Raw genomic sequence first — 18713 nt, 5'->3', positions numbered from 1 at the left:
CGGAACCCCGGACCGGCCCTACGGCGTCGCGCTCCCGGCGACCTGCGGCGAGAGCCCTTCAGCGACACGCAGCCCGTCGCTGAAGGGCGCGGGACGCCCGGTTCCCGGATCGAGGTTGACGATGGCCCGGTGGCCTTCGGCGTGCACCGCCGACCGGTCGGGCGACAGGATCCGGTAGCCGTGCACGCAACTGGTCCTTCCCATGCGCTCGATCCAGAAGTGCACGACCGGCGCACAGACTCCCGTGATCGGCCGATGGAAGGTCGTCCTGACCTCGCGGACGGCCACGAGGACGTCGGGGAAGGCCGAGACCGCCGCGTCGGGAGCCCAGCCAAGCCGCAGCCAGTGTGCGTGGATCGCCCGTTCGACGAGTGCCGCGTAGCGGGAGTTGTGCAGCACCCCCATGGGGTCCAGGTCGTCGAAGTGCACCGAGAGCTGCTCGTAGTGTCCGGGGTCCTTCATTCGGTTCTCCAGGCAGGGACGGTGGATGGCCATCGACAGGTTAGGCGGGGACGGAGCGGCCCGGCACCGTGCGCCGCCTGTCGCCGCCGAATACGCGGTCCGCCGCGCAAAGTACGCGGTATCCCCGGCCCGGTTGACGGTTACCGCAGGTCAGCACGGGGTTCTAGCGTCTTCCCATGTCCAAGATCATCACAGCCGCCATTCCGGCGCACGGCCACACCGGACCGCTGCTCGCCATCACCGCCGACCTGGTCGCGCGCGGCCACGAGGTGGTGTTCCTCGGCGGCGCACGGTACGGCAAGGCCGCCGAGGCGGCGGGCGCGCGGTTCGTCGCGCTGCCCGCCGAGTCCGACTTCGACGACCGCGACCTGGGCGCCGCCTTCCCCGGGCGGGACGGGACCACGCCGGGTCCGGAACGCGTCGCGTTCGACATGAAGAACGTCTTCCTGGACCCGATGCCCGGTCAGTACCGCACCCTGAACAGGCTGCTGTCGGAATTCCCCGCCGTCGCGGTCATCGCCGACTCCGGCTTCGTGGGGGCCCAGGCCCTGGCCATGGCGCTGCCGGCGGACCGGCGGCCGACGGTCGTCAGCATCGGGACCGGCGTCCCGCTGCTGCAGAGCGTGGACACCGCCCCGTTCGGCCTCGGACTGCCGCCGGTTCCGGGCGAGGAGGGACGCGCCCGGAACGCGGCGCTCAACGCCGAGGTGGCCACGCTCATGGAGCCGCTCACGCGCTATGCGGCGGAACTCTTCGCCACGGTGGACGCACCCCTCCCGGACGGCCCCTTCGGCCACGTCCTCGCCACCGTCGCCGACCACTTCCTCCTGCTGACAGTGCCCGGGCTCGAGTACCCGCGCACCGACGCCCCGCCGACCCTGCGTCTCATCGGGGCGCTCCCGGCGCCCGCGGGCGACGAAACCGAACTGCCCGGCTGGTGGGACGACCTGACGCAGGACCGGCCGGTGGTCGTCGTCACCCAGGGCACCGTGGCCAACGACGACCTGGACGAACTGATCGCCCCCACCGTACGGGCCCTGGCCGGCCAGGACGTCCTGGTGATCGCGGCCACCGCCCGCCCGGACGGCCCCCGGATCCTGACCGGCCTGCTCGGCGAACTGCCCGAGAACACCCGCGCAAGCGGCTACGTGCCCTTCGAGCTGCTGCTGCCGCACGCCGACGTCCTGGTCACCAACGGCGGCTACGGCGGGGTGCACACCGCGCTCCGCCACGCCGTCCCCCTGGTCGTGGCAGGCGCATCCGAGGACAAGCCCGAGGTGGCCGCGCGAGTGCAGTGGAGCGGAGCCGGCATCGATCTGCGCACCGGACGCCCGACGGAGACCGCGATCACCGAGGCGGTCACCGCGGTCCTGGGCGACCCCCGCTTCGGGGAGAAGGCCCGTGCCCTGCACGACGAACTCAGCCTGCACCGCCCGCTCGACGTGATCGCCCACCTGGTCGACGGGCTCAACTGAGAGGCACCGCGCACACCGGCGGGGAAGGCCCTCACCGAGCCCGCCGCCGACCGGCCCGCCGTCCTCAGCATCGGCATCTGCCCGTTCGGCGTGCCGAGCCTCGACACCGATTTTTGCAAGGAAAGGAAACCTGTTGAAGACCTATACAGGCGCAGGCAGGGCTGCGGTGGTTGCCGCGGCGGCTGTCGTGGCCATGTTCGCCGTGGTTCCGGACGCCTCGGCCGGCACCGGCTGGGGGAAGCCGATCGAGGCGGTCGCGTCGCCGGGCAAGTGCCTGGACGTGCGGAACGGGAGTCTGGACAACGGCACATCCGTGGAGATCTGGGACTGCACCGGCGGCTGGAACCAGAAGTGGGACGTCGACTTCCCGGACGGCCGGATCAAGGTGTCGGGGACGTCGAAGTGCCTCGACCTGCCCGCAGGCAACAGCTACAACGGCGCAAAGCTTGAGATCTGGGACTGCAACGGGGGATCCAACCAGCAGTGGAACGTGTCGCTGCGCCAGTTCGGCAGGGACAACACGGACTACTGGATGTCGAACCGGAGCGACCAGGGCGAGCGGCGATGCGCCGACAAGACCGACGGCGGGTCATGGAACGGGAACCCCGTCCAGGTGTGGGACTGCGACAACAACAACCTGAACCAGGGCTGGAGGATCCGGTGAAGCCCGCTGTGCTCATGTCCAAGGCCGGGGCCGTCGCCGCCTGCGCCGCGATCGCCACCCTCGGGCTGGGCACCGTGGCCTCCGCCGCTCCGCCGCCCGGCGAATTCCCGGTGGAGGTGCGGCTGTCCGGTACCACCAAGTGCCTCGACATCCCCGGCAACAACCCCTACAACGGCGCCCCGGTCACGCTCTACGACTGCAACGGCACCTCCGCCCAGACCTGGATGCTCTCCTCACTCGACTCGAACTCCACCTCGTTCGCACTCAAGAACTGGGGCAAGTGCCTCGACATCCCCTGGGCCAACAGCTACAACGGCGCGCAGCTGCAGATCGTGGACTGCGGCTACAGCACGGCCCAGCAGTTCTCCAGCCACGCCCTGGGCTCGGCCGACAGCATCCGCAACTCCATCGACGATGCCACCAGGTGTGTCGACGACCCGCGCGGCGGCCTGGACAACGGCAACCGGATCGAGCTCTGGGACTGCAACGGCGGCTGGAACCAGAAGTGGGAGATCCGCCGCCGCTGACGGTCCTCCGTCGTTTCCCTCCCGGCCCCGGCGCGTCTCCTCGCCGCGCCGGGGCCGTGGCATGCAAGAAGCAAGAAGCAAGAAAGGAACACTGGTGAAACGTCACCAGCCCGTAATCCGGCACGGGTGGCACCGACTCGCCACCGTGCTCACCGCGGTCATCGCCATGGCGGGTGTCCTCACCGCCGTCAGCCCGAACCAAGCCTGGGCGAGCGGTGACGACCCGGCCTACAAGTCGCTGAAGAAGGCGAACAATCCGGACTGGATGAAGGACCTCGGCGACGACACCCCGCTCGGCTGGCTGTCCGTGCCCGGCACACACGAGTCGATGTCGATCCGCGGTGGTGACAGCACCTACACGCAGGAGGACTTCGGCGCCAGCGCCAAGACGCTGGCCGCCCAGCTCCAGGCCGGCATCAGGGCGATCGACATCCGGGTGCGGGTGATCGGCGGCGGGTTCACGATCCACCACGGTGTCGTGTACCAGGAGGCGAACTTCGCCGACGCCCTCAAGGTGCTGGGCGACTTCCTGTCGTCCCATCCGAGCGAGACGGTCCTGATGCACTTGCGGGCCGAGTGCGACAACAGCAGCAGTGCCATCACCGACTGCAACGACAAGCCGAAGAGCACGAGTAGCGAGGACCGCGTCAACGTCTTCCGCAAGTACCTGGCCGATGACCCGAACGGAAAGTACTTCTGGGGTCCGTCGGTCAGCGGGAACGGGCAAGCCGATGTGCCGAACCTGGGCGAGGTGCGCGGCAAGGTCGTGCTGGAGCGGTTCCGGAGCGTGGGCGACTTCAGCGGCAAGTACGGTCTCACGGGCGGCAGCTACTTCATCCAGGACGACTACACGGTGCCGTCAGTCCTCGACGGCGACATCATCGAGAAGGTCGAGAAGGTCCGAGGCCAGCTCGATGCCGCCGACAAGGATACCGACCCGAAGCACATCTACCTGAACTACACGAGCGGTTCCAGCGCCTTGGCGTATCCCAAGGCCGTGGCGGACCGGGTGAACGCGAAGGTCCTTTCCCCGCTGGGCGCGACGAGGAACCGAACAGGCGAAGTGCTGATGGACTACCCCGGATACGGGATGATCAACACGATCATCGCCGCGAACCGGCCGTGGAAGGACCCCGCGCAGAAGACCGTCTTCGAGGACGACTTCAACGGCCCCGCCGGAGCCGGGCCCGACTCGAAGAACTGGGGGTACGAAACCGGCGGGAACGGGTGGGGCAACAAGGAGCGCCAGTACTACACGGACAGTACCGACAACGCCCGCCTCGACGGTGACGGCAATCTCGTGATCGAGGCCCGCAAGGACAACACCGGCGGTCTGAACTGTCACTACGGCCCCTGCGAGGTGACCTCCGCCCGTCTCGTGGGTGCGGGGAAGGTCAGCGCGAAGTACGGCCGCATCGAGGCGAAGATCAAGGTCCCGGGGGCGAAGGGCGCCTGGCCGGCGTTCTGGATGCTGGGCGACACCATGCCCCAGGCGGGCTGGCCCGGCGCCGGCGAGATCGACATCATGGAGAACATCGGCAACCAGCCCAACCGCCTCATGGGCACCGTGCACGGCCCCGGCTACAGCGCCTCCGGCGGCATCGGCGGCGAGCTGATGAACGACCAGCCCCTCGGCGACGCCTTCCACACCTACCGGGTGGACTGGGGACCGGACCGCCTCACCTGGTTCTTCGACGGCAAGGCCTACCTCAGCGTCGGGCGGGAGGACCTGCGCGGCTACCCGTGGGTGTTCGACCACCCCTTCTACCCGATCCTCAACCTCGCCGTCGGCGGCGACCTCGGCGGCAGCGTCGACCTGGGCGACTTCCCCGCGCAGATGGCCGTGGACTACGTGAAGATCACCGACCTCGGCGGAGCCAACCCGCAGCGCTCGAACCCGCCGACCACCGGCAAGGGCTGGCGGACCTGGCGGCCGGAGGCCCCGGCCGTGGCGATCCGCAGCACCGCCGACAACACCGTCCTGGACGTGCAGTACGGATCGCACGACAAGGGCGCCAAGGTCGTCACCTGGGACTACACCGACGCCGACAACCAGCGCTGGCAGATGCTGCGCCACGCCTGGGACAACGACTTCATGTACCGCAACATCGGCTCCCAACTCGTCCTGGACAAGGACGGCGGCGGAACCGGGGTCCTGCAATGGGAGTTCACCGACGCCAACAACCAGGACTGGGTCTTCGCCGACGCCCCCGGCGGGGCGAAGGGCGAGGTGCAGATCAAGAACGGCGCGAACAGCGGTTGCCTGACCAACAAGGGGCGCGGCAGCCAGGTCACCACCGAAGCGTGCCGCGGCGGGGACCGCAGCCAGGTCTGGATGCTCGACGACGTCCACCGCGGCGGCGACCTGGGCAAGCCGGTGTGGCAGGACTGGAACATGGAAAGCAAGAGCCTGAACATAGAGAACGCGGCCACCGGCGAGGTCCTCGACGTCCCTGGAGGTTCCACGGAGGCCGGCGCCCAGGTCGTGACCTGGGGGGCCAACGGCGGAGGCAACCAGACCTGGAAGATGTACCGGCGCACCACGGAGAACCGGTTCATGTTCACCAACCTCAACTCCTTCCTGGTGCTGGATAAGAACCGCTCCGGCAATCAGGTCGCCCAGTACGACTTCGGCGGGAACGCGAACCAGGAGTGGATCTTCGAGGACGCCGACACCGGCACCGTCTCCATCCACAACGGCATGGGCAACGGGTGCCTGACCAACGCCGGTCACGGGAGCCAGGTACAGGTCCAGCCGTGCACGAGTGGTGACCGCAACCAGATGTGGCGGCTGAGGGAAGTCCCCTGACCATCAGGCGCTCGTGAGGTCCTTGATCTTTTGTGTGACCAGCTCGGCCTGTAGATCGCGACCGGTGCGGTTCGGGTGCAGGACCCAGGCGCATGGAGATCGCGCCGGGTAGCTGCACGGTGATCGCGGACCACCCGGCATTGCGGGGGCGGGGGACTGCTGAGGTCTGAGGTCTGACGTCCGGGAGCCGACAGCTGGCGTCTGGCGTCTGGCGTTTGACGGCAGACGGATAACAGCGAACAGCTGACAGATTTCGAAATCTGCCAGCTGTTCGCTTGGGGCGGCGCGTTCGCGCGGCATGGCTTTCTACCGCGGCACCCAGCGAGCTCGGCCCTGGCTTGGCTCACCCGCCACTGGGCCGTGACCGGGCATGGCGGCGTCCCGACGGTTTGGCGACGGAGAGCACGACGTTGGCGACGTACACCGACAGCGCGACGATCGGGATGATCACCAGGCTGTAGCGGGTGAATCCGAGGTGCATGTCCGCGATGGTGCCGGTGGGGTGCTGGTCCACCAGGTGGGCCGCTTCGTGCAGCCGGGCGGTGAGTTCGAAGATCGAGGCGGCGGTGGCGGCCAGGGTGAGCCAGAACTTGACGGCAACCCAGCGGTACCTGAACAGGCGCCAGGGGGTTCCGAGTGCGAGGAGCAGGCCGGTCAGCAGGGAGAGCAGGCTCAGCGGGAGGACCAGCGCGTCGCCGAGGAGCGGCATCGTCCGGTAGGCGCTGCGCAGGGTCTCCGCGCTGTCCGTCAGCAGCCCTGTCGCGCCGAGTGTGAGCAGGCAGAGCATCAGGCCCAGCCAGCTGATCGAGCTGATGATGTGCACGACCACCGCGCTCTTGCGGGCAGTCGGTGAGAGGCGGAAGTTCTTGGGCTGCCGGGTGCCCTGATGGGGCGTTGCCACGGAGGACGCGGCGGGGGTGGTCATACGGGGTCCTTCGGGAGGCGACGGGGGAGGGGGCCTGCGTCAGGCTCTCGTGGCGAGCGCCGTGGTCGCCGGCCTGCGGCTGCGGCCGGCCACCGGCGTCAGAGCATGATGCGCCCGCCGGCCACGTCGATCGTCTGGCCGGTCAGCCAGGACGACGACTCGGACGCGAGGAAGAGCGCGGCGTGAGCGACATCGGCGGGCACTCCTGCGCGGCCCAGCGGGAACTGCCTGACGATCAGCGGGAGCTTTTCGGCGGGTATGCGCCCCTGCTGGCTCTCCGTCATGATGAGGGACGGAGCGAGGCAGTTGACCCGCACGCCGTGCCGGCCCACCTCCTGTGCGACCTGGCGGGTGAACATCAGCACGCCTGCCTTGGCCGCCGCGTAGGAGGCGGCGGCACCGCCGGGAAGCCGCCCGGCGGTGGACGCCATGGTGATGATCGAACCGCCGCCGCGCTCGATCATGCCGGGCAGGAAGGTCTGTACGGCCAGGAAGGTGGTGGTCAGGTTCAGGTCGACCACCGAGTGCCAGTGCTCCAGGCTCATCTGCTCGATCGGCACCGGGTCGCCGCCTCCGCCGACGAACGCGCAGAGCACTTCGATCGGACCGACGGACTGCTCTGCCTGTGCACGCAGCCGTACGAGGTCGGCGGGATCGGTGCAGTCGGCCGTCATCGCGACCGCCGTTCCGCCTGCCGCGCGGATCTCGCCGACCGTCCGGTCGACGGCACTCCGGTCGCGGCCGACGACGGCTGCCTTGACACCGTTGGCGGACAGGGCTTTTGCCGTCTCGGCTCCGATGCCCCGGGAACCTCCGGTGACGAGGGCGGCCTTACCCGCGAGATCGGGATAGGTGGGCAGTGGCGTGGTCATCAGTGTGGCTCCGTGGATTCTCGGTTGACGGTGAGTCGGCCGACGGGCGGCGTGGTCTCGTCAGGCATGGGAGGGGACGGTGGCGTCATCGGCTTCGGCCGGGCGTCGTGCCGGGTCGAGGGCCCTAGCGGCCGGCGCGTCGCCCCGGACTGATCCGCCGATGCGGGCACCTGCCGCCCGTGCCGACCCCAGGAATCCTCGTCGCCGCGCCCGCACGCCGTCGTCGCCCGAGCGGCGACCGTCGGGATACTCCTGCTGACGTAGCATCGCGTCCCGGCAGTACGACGCTGGGCGGAGGCCGAAGTGCCGGGCTCAGACCAGTTGCTGACACAGAACAAGGACAGTGCTCTCCCGGCGGCCGAGCCCTTGGCGCGACCCACGGCTGAAGCACCAGGCCCGTGTGAGGGCGGCCGGTGGTCCGGTACCTGCGCGGGCGTACGGCCGAAGCCTTCCTCCGGAGGACGCCCCGGCGCGGCCGGTGCGGTGAACTGAACCGCGCCGGACGTGGGCCTTCCAACCGGCGCCGTCCCTTGCCTGGAGGCTGTCGACCTTGTCGTCCTTCACCTCGCCCCGTCGGTCGTCCGCGGGAGCGCTCAGCGGCATCCTGTACGTGCTCCTCTTCGTGGCCGGCCTCGTCATCAGCGGCATCACCGCGCCCTCCGGGCCGTTCGCCACCCCGTACTCCAGCGACGACGTGGTGCGCAAGTACCTGCTCGCCGATCCGGCGGCGCTGCACCGCTCGCTTCAGGTGGGAGCCCTGTTCCAACTGCTCTCGGCGCTGGCGCTGCTGGCGTTCGTCCCCTGGCTCACAGAGTTCGTGGGCCGCCACGGCACCCCGGTGCGGGCGGGTGTGGTCCGGGCGGCGGGCGGTGCGTCCGGGGTCCTGCTGGTGCTGTCCGCGAGCGTGGGTTGGGTCCTGTCGCTGTTGGGCACCGCCGCGGACCTGTCGGTGTCCCGTGCCCTCATGGACCTCGCCTTCATCACCGGCGCTGCGCCCGCGATCGGCACGCTCGGCGTGGTCCTGTGGCAGGTGTCGCGCACCGCGCTGGTGAGCCGGGCGCTGCCCGCCTGGGTGGCCTGGTCCGGACTGGCCCTGTCCGCCGCGAGCATGTTGTCCCTGCTCTCGCTGGTCGCCGAGCCGGCCACGCTGCTGATCCCGGTCGGACGTTACGTCGGCTTCCTCTGGTTCGTCGCGGTGAGCCTGACGCTGTGGCGTCGGGACGGCGGCACCCCCTCCACGGGCCGGTCGGGTACTACGGTGGGAGTAGCTGCACCCGCACCCGCGAGCTGATGCCCGGGTGTGGCGCGTCGAACTAGCCTTCCGGCATGAACGAGTTACGCCCGCTGTGGAAGCCGCCGTGGAACCGATCCGGTCGGGCGGGCCTGCCCGTGCTCTCGTCTCTGGCCGTCGCCTGCTTCCAAGTGGCGGGCACGGTCGGTGCAGGACAGCGGCAGCCCGACCGCGTCCAGCTCGACGCCCTCGGCTACGTGCTGCTCCTGCTCGGCCCCGCCGCGCTGCTGCTGCGCCGCCGCCACCCGGCGGCGGTCATGGCCGGCACCACAGCGGTCACCATCGGCTACCTGTTCGCCGGGTACCCGTACGGCCCGGTCTTCGTCAGCCTTGGTGTGGCGTTCTTCGTCGCGGTCCAGTGCGGGCAGCGGCGGGCGGCCTGGGCCTGCGGCGGCGCCTTCTACGTCGGTCAGCTGCTGATGAGCTACGCGATTCCGTACGACTGGCTGCGGGCCAGGAGCTGGCAGGCCAACGCCTGGCAGGAGTTGGGCGTCGCGGCGGTGCTGCTGCTCATCGCGACCGGTGCGGAACTGGCCCGGGTCCGCCGCGAGCAGTTCGCCGCCGCCGGAGCCGCCGCGGAGGAGGCACAGCGGCGCCGCGTCGACGAGGAGCGGCTGCGGATGGCCCGCGAGCTGCACGACATCCTGGCGCACAGCATCTCGTTGATCCACGTCCAGGCCGGGGTGGCGCTCGAACTCATCGACACCCGCCCGGAACAGGCCAGAAGCGCCCTGGCGACGATCAAGGCCGCCAGCAAGGAGGCCCTGGGCGAGGTCCGGCAGGTCCTCGGCACGCTGCGCGGACCGGGGGCCACCGCGCCGCGCACTCCCGCCCCCGGCCTGGACCGGCTGGACGAACTGGTCGACCAGGCCGGCCGGGCAGGCCTGACCGTCAGCGTCCGTTCCGAGGGCATCCCCGGGGAGGCGCCGGCCGCCGTCCAGCGGGCCGCCTTCCGGATCGTCCAGGAAGCCCTGACCAATGTGATCCGCCACTCCGCGGCCCGGACGGCCACCGTGCTGCTCTCCCGGACGGCCGACGGCCTCACCGTGCAGATCGACGACCCGGGCCCGGTGGGCGGCGGTGACGCGGGCGGCTCGGGAGCCGGACTGATCGGGATGCGGGAGCGGGTCGCCACCTTCGGGGGCACCCTGGAGGCGGGCCCGTGCGACGCGGGCTTCCGAGTCCGGGCCCGCTTGACGAGAGGTGACTGGTGATCAGGGTTCTGCTGGTGGATGACCAGATGCTGGTCCGGGCCGGGTTCCGGGCGTTGCTCGACGCCCAGCCCGACGTCGAGGTGGTCGGCGAGGCCGGCGACGGCGAGCAGGCCCTGTGCCTCGCCGTCGAGCTGCGTCCCGACGTGGTGCTGATGGACATCCGGATGCCCCGCCTCGACGGTCTGGAGGCCACCCGGCGGATCGGGGCCGACCCGGAGCTCGGCGGGGTGCGGGTGGTCGTACTGACCACCTTCGAGCTCGACGAGTACGTCTTCGAGGCGTTGCGGTCCGGCGCGGCAGGGTTCCTCGTGAAGGACGCCGAGCCGGCCGAACTGCTCCGGGCGGTCCGGGTCGCTGCCGCAGGCGACGCGTTGCTCTCGCCGGGCGTCACCCGGCGCCTGATCGGAGAGTTCGCCGCCCGCTCGAAGGAGCCGCGGGCGGTCGGCCTTGAGATGCTCACCGAACGTGAACGCGAGGTGCTTGCCCTGGTCGGGCTCGGGCTCTCCAACGAGGACATCGCCCGCCGCCTGGTGGTCAGCCCGCTGACCGCCAAGACGCATGTCAGCCGCGCCATGGTCAAGCTCGGTGCCCGCGACCGCGCCCAACTGGTCGTCCTCGCCTACGAATCCGGCCTGGTCCGCCCCGGCTGGCTCGGGTGACGGATAACAGATGACAGCGAACAGATAACAGATTTCGAAATCTGTTATCTGTTTTCTGTTACTTGTTTGCTGTCATCTGTTTGTTGTCATCGGTTACCGGCCCGCCGCCCGCTGTCGGGCGCTACTCGCCGGAAGCCTGGCGTCGTCGGATCGCCCGCAGCCCGCCGTAGGCGGCAGCAGCCGTCCAGAGGGCCATGATCAGCAGTCCGGTCCAGTGGCCGTAGTGGATGCCGGCCTCGGTCCGGGTGTGCATCGCGTACAGGCCGGCCCGGTCGGGCAGGAACTGGCCGGCCTCGCGGACGCCGGGGATGGCCGCCAGCCAGGTGGTGCCGAGGAACACCATCGGGCCGAGCAGGCCGAGCGCGGCGCTGAAGTTGCCCAGCATCGTGGTCAGTCCGAGGCAGAGCAGTACCAGCAGCGGGTGGTAGAGCACACCGGCCACGAAGCTGCGGGCCAGGCCGGGGGTCGACCAGTCCAGTCCGACGGTGGCGTCGACGGCCAGGAACGAGCCCGCCGTCGACGCCAGCCCGAGCAGCAGGCCCAGCCCGGCGCCGAGCGTGAGCTTGGCGCCGTACAGCCGCTCGCGCCGGGGGACGGCGATGAACGAGGTGCTGATCATGCGGGTGTTGAACTCCTGCCCGATCAGCAGGATCCCGAGGCAGGCCACGGCCACGTGCCCGAAGAGCAGCCCGTAGTAGATCCCGTTGGCCGGGTCCCTGCCGGGGGCCACGGTCTTGGGGTCGGAGGCGGCGCTGACGGCCGCGGTGACCCCGACGGTCAGGAGCAGGGCGACCAGCGGGGCGGCCCACTGGGAGGGCAGGGTGGTGAACTTGATCCGTTCGGCGCGCAGGGCGTGGGCCGCGCTCATTGTCATCTTCCCTTCGTTCGTGGTCACTTGGCGCGCCGCAGGGCGAGCAGGCCGCCGTAGGCCGCGGCGCCGGCCCACAGGGCCATGATCAGCAGTCCGGTCCAGTGCCCGTACGAGACCTGCGGGTCGTCGGCGTAGTGCAGTGCGTACTGGCCGGCCCGGTCGGGCAGGAACTGGGCCACCTGCCGCACCCCGGCCACGCCGCCGAGCAGCGGCGAGAGCAGGAAGACGACCGGTACCAGCAGTCCCATGGCGGCGGTGAGGTTGCCGAGCAGCGCGGTCGCCCCGAGGCAGAACACCACCAGCAGCACCGGGTAGAGCGCGCCGGCGGTGGCGCTGCGGACGAAGGCGGGGCCGTCCCAGTCGCCGGGGACGGTGGCCGCGTACCCGGCGAAGGTGCCCGCCGTGCCTGCCGCGCCGACGCCGAGGCCGACCAGCGCGCCGAGCGTGAGCTTGGCGCCGTACAGCCGTCCGCGCCGGGGGACGGCGGTCAGCGAGACGTCGATCATGCGGGTGTTGAACTCCTGGCCGATCAGCAGGACCGCGAAGCAGACCAGCGCGGCCTGGCCGAAGTTGAGCCCGTAGAAGACGCCCACGCCGGGGTCGTCGGTGAGGTTGTGCTCCGATCCGCCGAGGGCCGCACCGATCGCCGTGGTGGTGCCCACGGTGAGCGCGAAGGCGAGCAGCGGGGTGATCCAGAGCGAGTGGAGCGTGGTGAGCTTGATCCGCTCGGCGTTGAAGGCGCACAGGTGGTACCGGAGGGTCGAGCCGGGGCTCATGCGGTGGCCTCGGCGCGGTACTCGACGCTGTCGGCGGTCATCCGCATGAACGCCTCCTCCAGCGAGTCCTGTTGGACCGCGATCTCGTACAGCACCACGCCGTGTGCGGCGGCGAGCGCGGCGATCTGCTCGGGTTCGGCGCCGGTCACCTCCCAGGCGCCGTCGTCGGCCTCGGTCACGGTGAGGTTGCCGGCGGCGTCCGACTGCTGGAGCGGGTCGCCGCCGAACAGGGCGGCGAGTTTGGCCGAGTTGACGGCCCGGACGCGGATCCTGGTCCGGCCGTGCTGGTCGATGAACTCGGCGGTGGCGGCGTCCGCGAGCAGCCGGCCGCGGCCGATGACCACCAAGTGGTCGGCGGTGAGCGCCATTTCGGTCATCAGGTGGGACGACACCAGCACCGACCTGCCCTCGGCGGCCAGTTCGCGCAACAGGGTGCGGATCCAGCGGATGCCCTCCGGGTCGAGACCGTTGACCGGTTCGTCCAGCAGTAGCACCGGCGGGTCGCCGAGCAGCGCGGCGGCCACCCCGAGGCGCTGGCGCATGCCGAGGGAGAAGCCGCGGATCCGCCGTCCGGCGGCGTCGGTCAGGCCGACCTGGGCGAGCACCTCGTCCACCCGGCGCGGCGCCAGGCCGTTGCTCGCCGCGAGCCAGCGCAGGTGGCCGGCGGCGGTGCGGCCGCCGTGCAGGGCATGGGCGTCCAGCAGGGCGCCCACCTGCCGCAGCGGCTGGGCGAGTTCGGCGTACCGGTGGCCGCCGACCAGGGCGCTTCCGGCGGTGGGGCGGTCCAGGCCGAGGATCAGGCGCATGGTGGTGCTCTTGCCGGCGCCGTTCGGGCCGAGGAAGCCCGTCACCAGGCCGGGCCGGACCTCGAAGGACAGGTCGTCGACGACGCGCCGACCGTCGTACTCCTTGGTGAGGCCCTGGATCTCGATCACGGCCGCGCTCCCCTCTCGGTGCTCCGGTGCCGGGTCGTCCGGCTGGTGGTCACATTCGACCGGAGCGGGCTGTACCGGCGGATCCCGCCGGGGTCGGGAGCCGTCTCCCTCCCGGGAGGGACGCGGCGGCAGGCTCGCGGGGGAGCCAGGGCCGGCCGCTGAGCTGGCAGGATGGTGGAATGCCCAGGATCCTCGCGCCGCTGCTGGCCGGCGCCACGTACGCGCGCCTGCTGCACCTGCTGGTCGGGTGGATCTTCGCGGGCGTCGTCCTGATGATCTATCCGGGGACGTACCACAAGGGCCTGGGCGAGATCGTGGTCGCGAGCGCCGCGGTGGACGTCACCCTGCTCGCCCTGGTCGCCCTCGTCCCCGCGACGCGGCGCGCCGAGGGGGTGCAGGCGCGGTTGCTGCTGCTGCCCGACCGCGAGGAGGACATCGCCGCCGAGTCCTCCCGCACCTGGGCGGACCGGCGGCGCACCGCCGGCTGGCTGATCGGGCGGGTCGTGCTCGGCTCGGTGGTCGGGTTCGCGACGGCCTTCGGCCTCACCAGCGGCTACGACCTGCTGACCGGACCGGACTCGTTCTGGTACCTCCCGCTCGCCCCGGTGCTGGTGCTCGGCTACGGCTGGCTGGTGGTGTCCGCCGGTCGTCTCCAACTCGCCATGGCCGTAAGGCTGCTGGGTCCTTCACCGGCGGAGCGGCTGGCGGAGGCGGAGCTGCGGGCCGAACGGCTGCTGGAACGCAACAGGTTGGCCCGCGAGCTGCACGATTCCATCGGCCACGCACTGACGGTGACGGTCCTTCAGGCAGGTGCCGCACGGGAGGTCGGGGACCAGGTGTTCACCGCCAAGGCGCTCGAAGTCATCGAGGAGACCGGCCGCCGGGCCATGGAGGACCTCGAACGCACCCTCGTCCTGCTCCGCGAGACGCCGGAGGGCGCGGCCGGTAACGGAATGGCCACCGAACAGCCCGGCGTCGATCAGCTGCCCGCACTGTTCGACACCGCCCGGTCGGCAGGGAGCCCGGTCGAGGCGCGGATCGAGGTGTCGGCGGGGGCGCTGCCCGGGGTGCTCTCCCGCGAGTCCTACCGGATCGTCCAGGAGGGTGTCACCAACGCGCTCAAGTACGCGCCCGGCGAGCCGGTCAGCGTCCGGATCGCCGTTCAGGGCGGGCAGTTGGAGCTGCGCTGCGCCAATCGCTCGGCGGTCGGCGGGGCCCCGGCGAGCCTGGCGGGCGGCGCGGCGGGCAAGGGCGGCAAGGGCGGCAAGGGGCTGCGCGGCATCCGGGAACGCGCCACGCTGCTCGGCGGGGAGGCCACCGCCGGGGTGTCGGGCGACGGGGGCGGGGAGTGGGTGCTCGCCGTCCGGCTGCCCCTACGCTTGGGCTCGTGACGAACGATCCTGTGGGCGACGGACCGGCGAGGGGCTCCGCCGGGATGATCGACATCCTGCTCGCCGACGACGAGGAACTGGTCCGGGCCGGGATGCGGGCCGTCCTGGAGGCGCAGGGGGACCTGCGGGTGGTCGGTGAGGCCGCCGACGGCGCCGACGCGGTGGCGCTGGCCCGCACGCTGCGCCCGCACGTCGTCCTGATGGACGTCCGGATGCCGGTGCTGGACGGCCTGGAGGCGACCCGCGAGCTCCTGCGCCCCGGCGCGCCGGGGGAGCAGCCGCCGAAGATCCTGGTCGTCACCACCTTCGAGAACGACGACTACGTCTACCAGGCGCTGCGCGCGGGCGCCGACGGCTTCCTGCTGAAGCGCTCCCGGGCGGCCGAGATCGCGCACGCGGTACGGCTGGTGGCGGCGGGCGGGTCGCTGCTGTTCCCGGCCGCGATCCGCCGCCTCGCGGCCGGCCACGGCAATCCCGCCGCCCGCGCGACCATGGAGCGGGCGGCGCTGACCGAGCGCGAGGCGCAGGTGCTGCGGCTGGTCGCGCGCGGCCTCAGCAACGGGGAGATCGCCGAGCTGCTGTTCCTCGGCGTGCAGACGGTGAAGACCCACGTCAGCAGTGTGCTGGCGAAGCTCGGGGCGCGGGACCGCACCCAGGCGGTGATCGCCGCGTACGAGTCGGGCTTCGTCGAGCCGTCGGAGTAGCGCACAGCGCGGCGGGCAGGAGTGGCGCACCGGGCCTGAGCGGCGTAGCGGGCAGGAGCTCGGCGGGGACGCGGGCGGCCCGGTGCCGTCGGGGTCAGGCCGGGTAGGCGTGGGTCTGGGCGGCCTTGACGGAGGCCCAGACCTCGGATCCGGGCGCCAGCCCCAGCTCGGCGACGGCGGCCGGGGTGAGGTCGGCGGCCATCGGCAGTTCGCCCGCGAGGTCGGCGCGCACCTGGTCGCCGTGCAGGTCCAGGCCGGTGACCTCGGCCTTCCACACGTTGCGCGCGCTGGACTGGGGCCGTTCGCGGTGCAGGGTCACGGCGGACGGCGGGAAGGCGACGAAGGCCGGGCCGGACAGCTCCTCGGTGGTGGCCAGGACCGTGCCGGCCGTGAGCGTGACCTGGTGGCCCTCGGCCACGCCCTGGTACAGGTTCAGTCCGACCAGGCGCGCGATGTAGTCGGTGCGCGGCCGCCGGGCGACCTCCGCCGGGCTGCCGGACTGCACCTCGTGCCCTCCCTCGATCACCACCAGCCGGTCGGCGAGCACCATCGCGTCCAGCGGGTCGTGCGTCACCAGCACCGCCACGGCCTCGAACTCGGCAAGATGGCGCCGCAGTTGGGCGCGCACGTCGAGCCGGGTGCGGGCGTCCAGGGCGGCCAGTGGCTCGTCCAGCAGCAGCAGCCGGGGACGGACGGCCAGCGCCCGGGCCAGCGCCACCCGCTGGGCCTGGCCGCCGGAGAGGCTGCCGGGGCGTACGGAGGCGTGGTCGGCCAGGCCCATCCGCTCCAGCCAGGCGGCCGCCTCGGCCCGGGCGGCACGCTTGGGGCGGCCCTGGCAGCGCGGGCCGAAGGCGACGTTGTCGAGCGCGCTGAGGTGCGGGAAGAGCAGGTAGTCCTGGAACACCACGCCGACGGGACGTTCCTCGGCGGGGGTGTGCACGCGCTGCCCGGGCTCCTCCAACAGACGTCCGTCCAGGCGCAGGTGGCCGCCGGTGAGCGGGAGCAGCCCGGCGAGGGCGCGCAGGGCGGTGGACTTGCCGGCGCCGTTCGGGCCGAGCAGCGCGACCACCTCGCCGGGGGCGGCGGTGAGGGCGAGGTCGAGGGTGAACGCGGCGCGCTCCACCCGCAGCCGGGCGTCGAGGGCGGGTGCAGGCGCAGCCGTGGCGGTGGCGGTGGGATCGGCAGGGGCAGCAGGGGCAGCAGGGGCAGCGGGGGCAGCGGGGTCGGTCGGGGAGGTGCTCATCGGGGCGGCGTCCAGGGGGTCGGGGCAGCGGTGGCCGGGTTCCGGCCCGGGGCTCGCAGGGCCGTCACGGGGTCGACATCCAGCGGTCGCGCAGGCCGACCAGGACCGCGACGGAGACCACCAGCAGGACCAGCGACAGCGCGATCGCCGCCTCGGGGTCCGATTCCATGGCGAGGTAGACGGCCAGTGGCATGGTCTGGGTGCGGCCCGGGAAGTTGCCCGCGAAGGTGATCGTGGCGCCGAACTCGCCGAGCGCCCGGGCCCAGGCGAGGACCGCCCCGGCGGCGATCCCCGGGGCGATCAGCGGCAGGGTCACCCGGCGGAACGCCGTCAGCCGGGAGGCGCCCAGGGTCGCGGCCGCCTCCTCGTAGCGGGGGTCGGCGGCGCGCAGCGCGCCCTCCACGCTGATCACCAGGAACGGCATCGCCACGAACGCCTCGGCGATGACCACCCCGGTCGTGGTGAACGGCAGCGTGATGCCGAAGGCCGAGTCCAGCCAGGAACCGACGATGCCGCGCCGCCCGAGGACCAGCAGCAGTGCCACGCCGCCGACCACCGGCGGCAGCACCAGCGGCAGGGTGACCAGGGCCCGGATCACCCGCCGGCCCGGCAGTTCGGTGCGGGCGAGCAGCCAGGCCAGCGGGACGCCGAGGACCAGCGAGACCGCCGTGGCCGCCGTCGCGCAGATCAGCGACAGGCGCAGGGCGTCCCAGACGGCGGCGCTGGTGAGCTGCTCGGACAGGCCGCTCCAAGGAGCCCGGACGAGCAGGCCGACCAGCGGCAGGATCAGGAACGCCAGCCCGAGCAGCGCCGGGAGCAGCAGCGTGACCGGGACGCGGTGGGTGCGCCGGCGCCGGCGCCGGCGTGGCAGGGCTTTCGCCGTTCCTGCCATGCCGGGCCCGGTGTCGGCGGTGCGTTCGGTGGTGCGCCCGGTGTCGCTGGTGCGCTTGGTGGTGCGGTCGCTCACGGCGCCTGGAAGCCCGCCGCGGTGAGCGCCTGCTTGGCCTCGGGTGACTGGATGTACGCGACGAAGGCGGCGGCGCCGTCCTTGTTCGGGGCCTTGGCCAGGGCGGCGATCGGGTAGTCGTTCACGGCCTTGTCGGCCTCGGGGAAGTCCACGCTGTCGATCTTCCCGGCATCCGCCTTCACGTCGGTCTTGTACACGAGCGAGGCGTCGACCTCGCCGAGCTCGACCTTGGTCAGCGCGCCCTTGACGTCCTGCTCCAGGGTGACCGGGGTGAGGTTGACGTTGGCGGCCTTGAGCGCGGTCAGGGCGGCGGCGCCGCACGGCACCTCCTTTGCGCACAGCGCGACCTTCACGCCGGAGGCGGTGAGGTCGTTCAGGCCCGCGACGTGCTTGGGGTTGCCCTTGGGCACGGCGATGGTGAGCGTGTTCTTGACGAAGGTCTTCGGGTCGCCGCTCGCGCCGCCCGCGTCGGTCACGGTCTTCATGGTGGCCGGACTGGCGGCGGCGAACACGTCCGCCGGGGCGCCCGAGTTGATGCTGGTGGCGAGGCTGGAGCTGCCGCCGAAGTTGAACTTGACCTTGGCGCCCGGGTTCGCGGCCTCGAACTTCTTGCCGAGGTCGGTGAACGTCTCCTTGAGCGAGGCGGCGGCGAAGACGGTGATGTCGCCGGTGGCCTTCGGGACGCTGCCGCCACCGGCCGCCGACGAGGCCGAGGAACCCGCCGTCGAAGCGGGCGAGGAGCCGCCGGACTTGCCACCGCCGTCGCTGCCGCAGGCGGTGGCCCCGAGGCTGAGGACGAGGGCCGCCGCGGCGGCGACGGCGAGTCTGCGGGTGGTCGTACGGGTGCTCATCGGGGCTTCCCCTCCAGGGCTCGCGCCGGAAGGGGCGCGGGGTGAGGCCGCAGGTGCGGCCATTACGGTGATCATAG

At 71.7% G+C, this 18713-nt stretch carries 18 protein-coding genes; 9 read left to right on the top strand and 9 right to left on the bottom strand.

Annotation, left to right across the window (positions count from 1 at the left end):
- Window positions 1-18: 18 nt before the first annotated feature.
- The gene (locus ACFWPI_RS03995; protein WP_380424559.1) at window positions 19-462 is read right to left on the bottom strand and encodes an acyl-CoA thioesterase; all 444 of its coding nucleotides are present in this window, start codon (window positions 460-462) and stop codon (window positions 19-21) included.
- 176 nt (window positions 463-638) lie between these two features.
- Between ACFWPI_RS03995 and ACFWPI_RS03990 the strand changes: the two genes are divergently transcribed.
- From ACFWPI_RS03990 to ACFWPI_RS03975, 4 genes are all read left to right on the top strand, one after another.
- Window positions 639-1937 (top strand): glycosyltransferase, encoded by a 1299-nt coding sequence (locus ACFWPI_RS03990; RefSeq protein WP_380373111.1) that lies wholly within the window; start codon window positions 639-641, stop codon window positions 1935-1937.
- A gap of 133 nt (window positions 1938-2070) precedes the next feature.
- On the top strand, window positions 2071-2601 hold the full coding sequence (locus ACFWPI_RS03985; protein WP_380373113.1) for an RICIN domain-containing protein: 531 nt from the start codon (window positions 2071-2073) through the stop codon (window positions 2599-2601).
- Entirely contained in the window at window positions 2598-3128 is a 531-nt protein-coding gene (locus tag ACFWPI_RS03980; protein WP_380373115.1) for an RICIN domain-containing protein, read from the top strand. The genes ACFWPI_RS03985 and ACFWPI_RS03980 overlap by 4 nt, the downstream gene beginning before the upstream one ends.
- A gap of 94 nt (window positions 3129-3222) precedes the next feature.
- Complete coding sequence (locus tag ACFWPI_RS03975) at window positions 3223-5937, top strand: phosphatidylinositol-specific phospholipase C domain-containing protein (RefSeq protein WP_380373118.1); 2715 nt, start codon at window positions 3223-3225, stop codon at window positions 5935-5937.
- A gap of 343 nt (window positions 5938-6280) precedes the next feature.
- Here the strand turns inward: ACFWPI_RS03975 and ACFWPI_RS03970 are convergent, their stop codons facing one another.
- Window positions 6281-6862: a DUF2269 domain-containing protein gene (locus tag ACFWPI_RS03970; RefSeq protein ID WP_380373121.1), complete on the bottom strand. Its 582-nt coding sequence runs from the start codon at window positions 6860-6862 to the stop codon at window positions 6281-6283.
- Between the two features lie 98 nt (window positions 6863-6960).
- Entirely contained in the window at window positions 6961-7734 is a 774-nt protein-coding gene (locus ACFWPI_RS03965; RefSeq protein ID WP_380373124.1) for an SDR family NAD(P)-dependent oxidoreductase, read from the bottom strand.
- 550 nt (window positions 7735-8284) lie between these two features.
- On the opposite strand from ACFWPI_RS03965, the gene ACFWPI_RS03960 reads away from it, so the two are divergent.
- From ACFWPI_RS03960 to ACFWPI_RS03950, 3 genes are read left to right on the top strand one after another with little or no spacing between them, the layout of a single operon-like run.
- Window positions 8285-9025, top strand: a complete 741-nt coding sequence (locus ACFWPI_RS03960; RefSeq protein WP_380373126.1) for a hypothetical protein — start codon at window positions 8285-8287, stop codon at window positions 9023-9025.
- A 35-nt stretch (window positions 9026-9060) separates the two neighbouring features.
- Window positions 9061-10239: a sensor histidine kinase gene (locus ACFWPI_RS03955; RefSeq protein ID WP_380373128.1), complete on the top strand. Its 1179-nt coding sequence runs from the start codon at window positions 9061-9063 to the stop codon at window positions 10237-10239.
- Complete coding sequence (locus ACFWPI_RS03950; protein ID WP_363366990.1) at window positions 10236-10898, top strand: response regulator transcription factor; 663 nt, start codon at window positions 10236-10238, stop codon at window positions 10896-10898. Before ACFWPI_RS03955 ends, ACFWPI_RS03950 begins: the two co-directional genes overlap by 4 nt.
- A gap of 121 nt (window positions 10899-11019) precedes the next feature.
- On the opposite strand, the gene ACFWPI_RS03945 is transcribed toward ACFWPI_RS03950, so the two are convergent.
- Genes ACFWPI_RS03945 through ACFWPI_RS03935 form a run of 3 tightly spaced genes read right to left on the bottom strand, consistent with a single transcriptional unit; the run spans window position 11020 to window position 13480 of the window.
- On the bottom strand, window positions 11020-11766 hold the full coding sequence (locus ACFWPI_RS03945; RefSeq protein WP_380373132.1) for a hypothetical protein: 747 nt from the start codon (window positions 11764-11766) through the stop codon (window positions 11020-11022).
- A 23-nt stretch (window positions 11767-11789) separates the two neighbouring features.
- Window positions 11790-12545 carry a hypothetical protein gene (locus ACFWPI_RS03940; protein ID WP_380373134.1) on the bottom strand — a complete coding sequence of 252 codons (756 nt, stop codon included), beginning with the start codon at window positions 12543-12545 and terminating at the stop codon, window positions 11790-11792.
- Entirely contained in the window at window positions 12542-13480 is a 939-nt protein-coding gene (locus tag ACFWPI_RS03935) for an ABC transporter ATP-binding protein (protein ID WP_380373136.1), read from the bottom strand. Before ACFWPI_RS03935 ends, ACFWPI_RS03940 begins: the two co-directional genes overlap by 4 nt.
- 179 nt (window positions 13481-13659) lie before the next feature.
- Between ACFWPI_RS03935 and ACFWPI_RS03930 the strand changes: the two genes are divergently transcribed.
- Complete coding sequence (locus ACFWPI_RS03930) at window positions 13660-14871, top strand: sensor histidine kinase (RefSeq protein WP_380373138.1); 1212 nt, start codon at window positions 13660-13662, stop codon at window positions 14869-14871.
- 44 nt (window positions 14872-14915) lie between these two features.
- Window positions 14916-15575, top strand: a complete 660-nt coding sequence (locus ACFWPI_RS03925) for a response regulator (RefSeq protein ID WP_380373187.1) — start codon at window positions 14916-14918, stop codon at window positions 15573-15575.
- Between the two features lie 94 nt (window positions 15576-15669).
- On the opposite strand, the gene ACFWPI_RS03920 is transcribed toward ACFWPI_RS03925, so the two are convergent.
- The 3 genes from ACFWPI_RS03920 to modA form a co-directional block, all read right to left on the bottom strand.
- Window positions 15670-16818 (bottom strand): ABC transporter ATP-binding protein, encoded by a 1149-nt coding sequence (locus tag ACFWPI_RS03920; protein ID WP_380373140.1) that lies wholly within the window; start codon window positions 16816-16818, stop codon window positions 15670-15672.
- Between the two features lie 64 nt (window positions 16819-16882).
- Window positions 16883-17710 carry an ABC transporter permease gene (locus ACFWPI_RS03915; protein ID WP_380373189.1) on the bottom strand — a complete coding sequence of 276 codons (828 nt, stop codon included), beginning with the start codon at window positions 17708-17710 and terminating at the stop codon, window positions 16883-16885.
- Between the two features lie 71 nt (window positions 17711-17781).
- Complete coding sequence (modA, locus tag ACFWPI_RS03910; protein WP_380373143.1) at window positions 17782-18636, bottom strand: molybdate ABC transporter substrate-binding protein; 855 nt, start codon at window positions 18634-18636, stop codon at window positions 17782-17784.
- Window positions 18637-18713 lie beyond the last annotated feature (77 nt).

Origin of the sequence: Kitasatospora sp. NPDC058492, from assembly GCF_042720685.1 — a bacterium.
In the GTDB taxonomy this organism is placed as follows: Bacteria; Actinomycetota; Actinomycetes; order Streptomycetales; family Streptomycetaceae; genus Kitasatospora.
This window is presented reverse-complemented; position numbering and strand designations above follow the sequence as displayed.

What these genes read in the sequence shown, in the direction of transcription:
- ACFWPI_RS03995 (WP_380424559.1), bottom strand. Translation starts at nt 462, where the DNA reads ATGAAGGACCCCGGACACTACGAGCAGCTCTCGGTGCACTTCGACGAC.
- ACFWPI_RS03990 (WP_380373111.1), top strand. Translation starts at nt 639, where the DNA reads ATGTCCAAGATCATCACAGCCGCCATTCCGGCGCACGGCCACACCGGA.
- ACFWPI_RS03970 (WP_380373121.1), bottom strand. Translation starts at nt 6,862, where the DNA reads ATGACCACCCCCGCCGCGTCCTCCGTGGCAACGCCCCATCAGGGCACC.
- ACFWPI_RS03965 (WP_380373124.1), bottom strand. Translation starts at nt 7,734, where the DNA reads ATGACCACGCCACTGCCCACCTATCCCGATCTCGCGGGTAAGGCCGCC.
- ACFWPI_RS03955 (WP_380373128.1), top strand. Translation starts at nt 9,061, where the DNA reads ATGAACGAGTTACGCCCGCTGTGGAAGCCGCCGTGGAACCGATCCGGT.
- ACFWPI_RS03945 (WP_380373132.1), bottom strand. Translation starts at nt 11,766, where the DNA reads ATGAGCGCGGCCCACGCCCTGCGCGCCGAACGGATCAAGTTCACCACC.
- ACFWPI_RS03940 (WP_380373134.1), bottom strand. Translation starts at nt 12,545, where the DNA reads ATGAGCCCCGGCTCGACCCTCCGGTACCACCTGTGCGCCTTCAACGCC.
- ACFWPI_RS03930 (WP_380373138.1), top strand. Translation starts at nt 13,660, where the DNA reads ATGCCCAGGATCCTCGCGCCGCTGCTGGCCGGCGCCACGTACGCGCGC.
- ACFWPI_RS03925 (WP_380373187.1), top strand. Translation starts at nt 14,916, where the DNA reads ATGATCGACATCCTGCTCGCCGACGACGAGGAACTGGTCCGGGCCGGG.
- ACFWPI_RS03920 (WP_380373140.1), bottom strand. Translation starts at nt 16,818, where the DNA reads ATGAGCACCTCCCCGACCGACCCCGCTGCCCCCGCTGCCCCTGCTGCC.
- ACFWPI_RS03915 (WP_380373189.1), bottom strand. Translation starts at nt 17,710, where the DNA reads ATGGCAGGAACGGCGAAAGCCCTGCCACGCCGGCGCCGGCGCCGGCGC.
- modA (WP_380373143.1), bottom strand. Translation starts at nt 18,636, where the DNA reads ATGAGCACCCGTACGACCACCCGCAGACTCGCCGTCGCCGCCGCGGCG.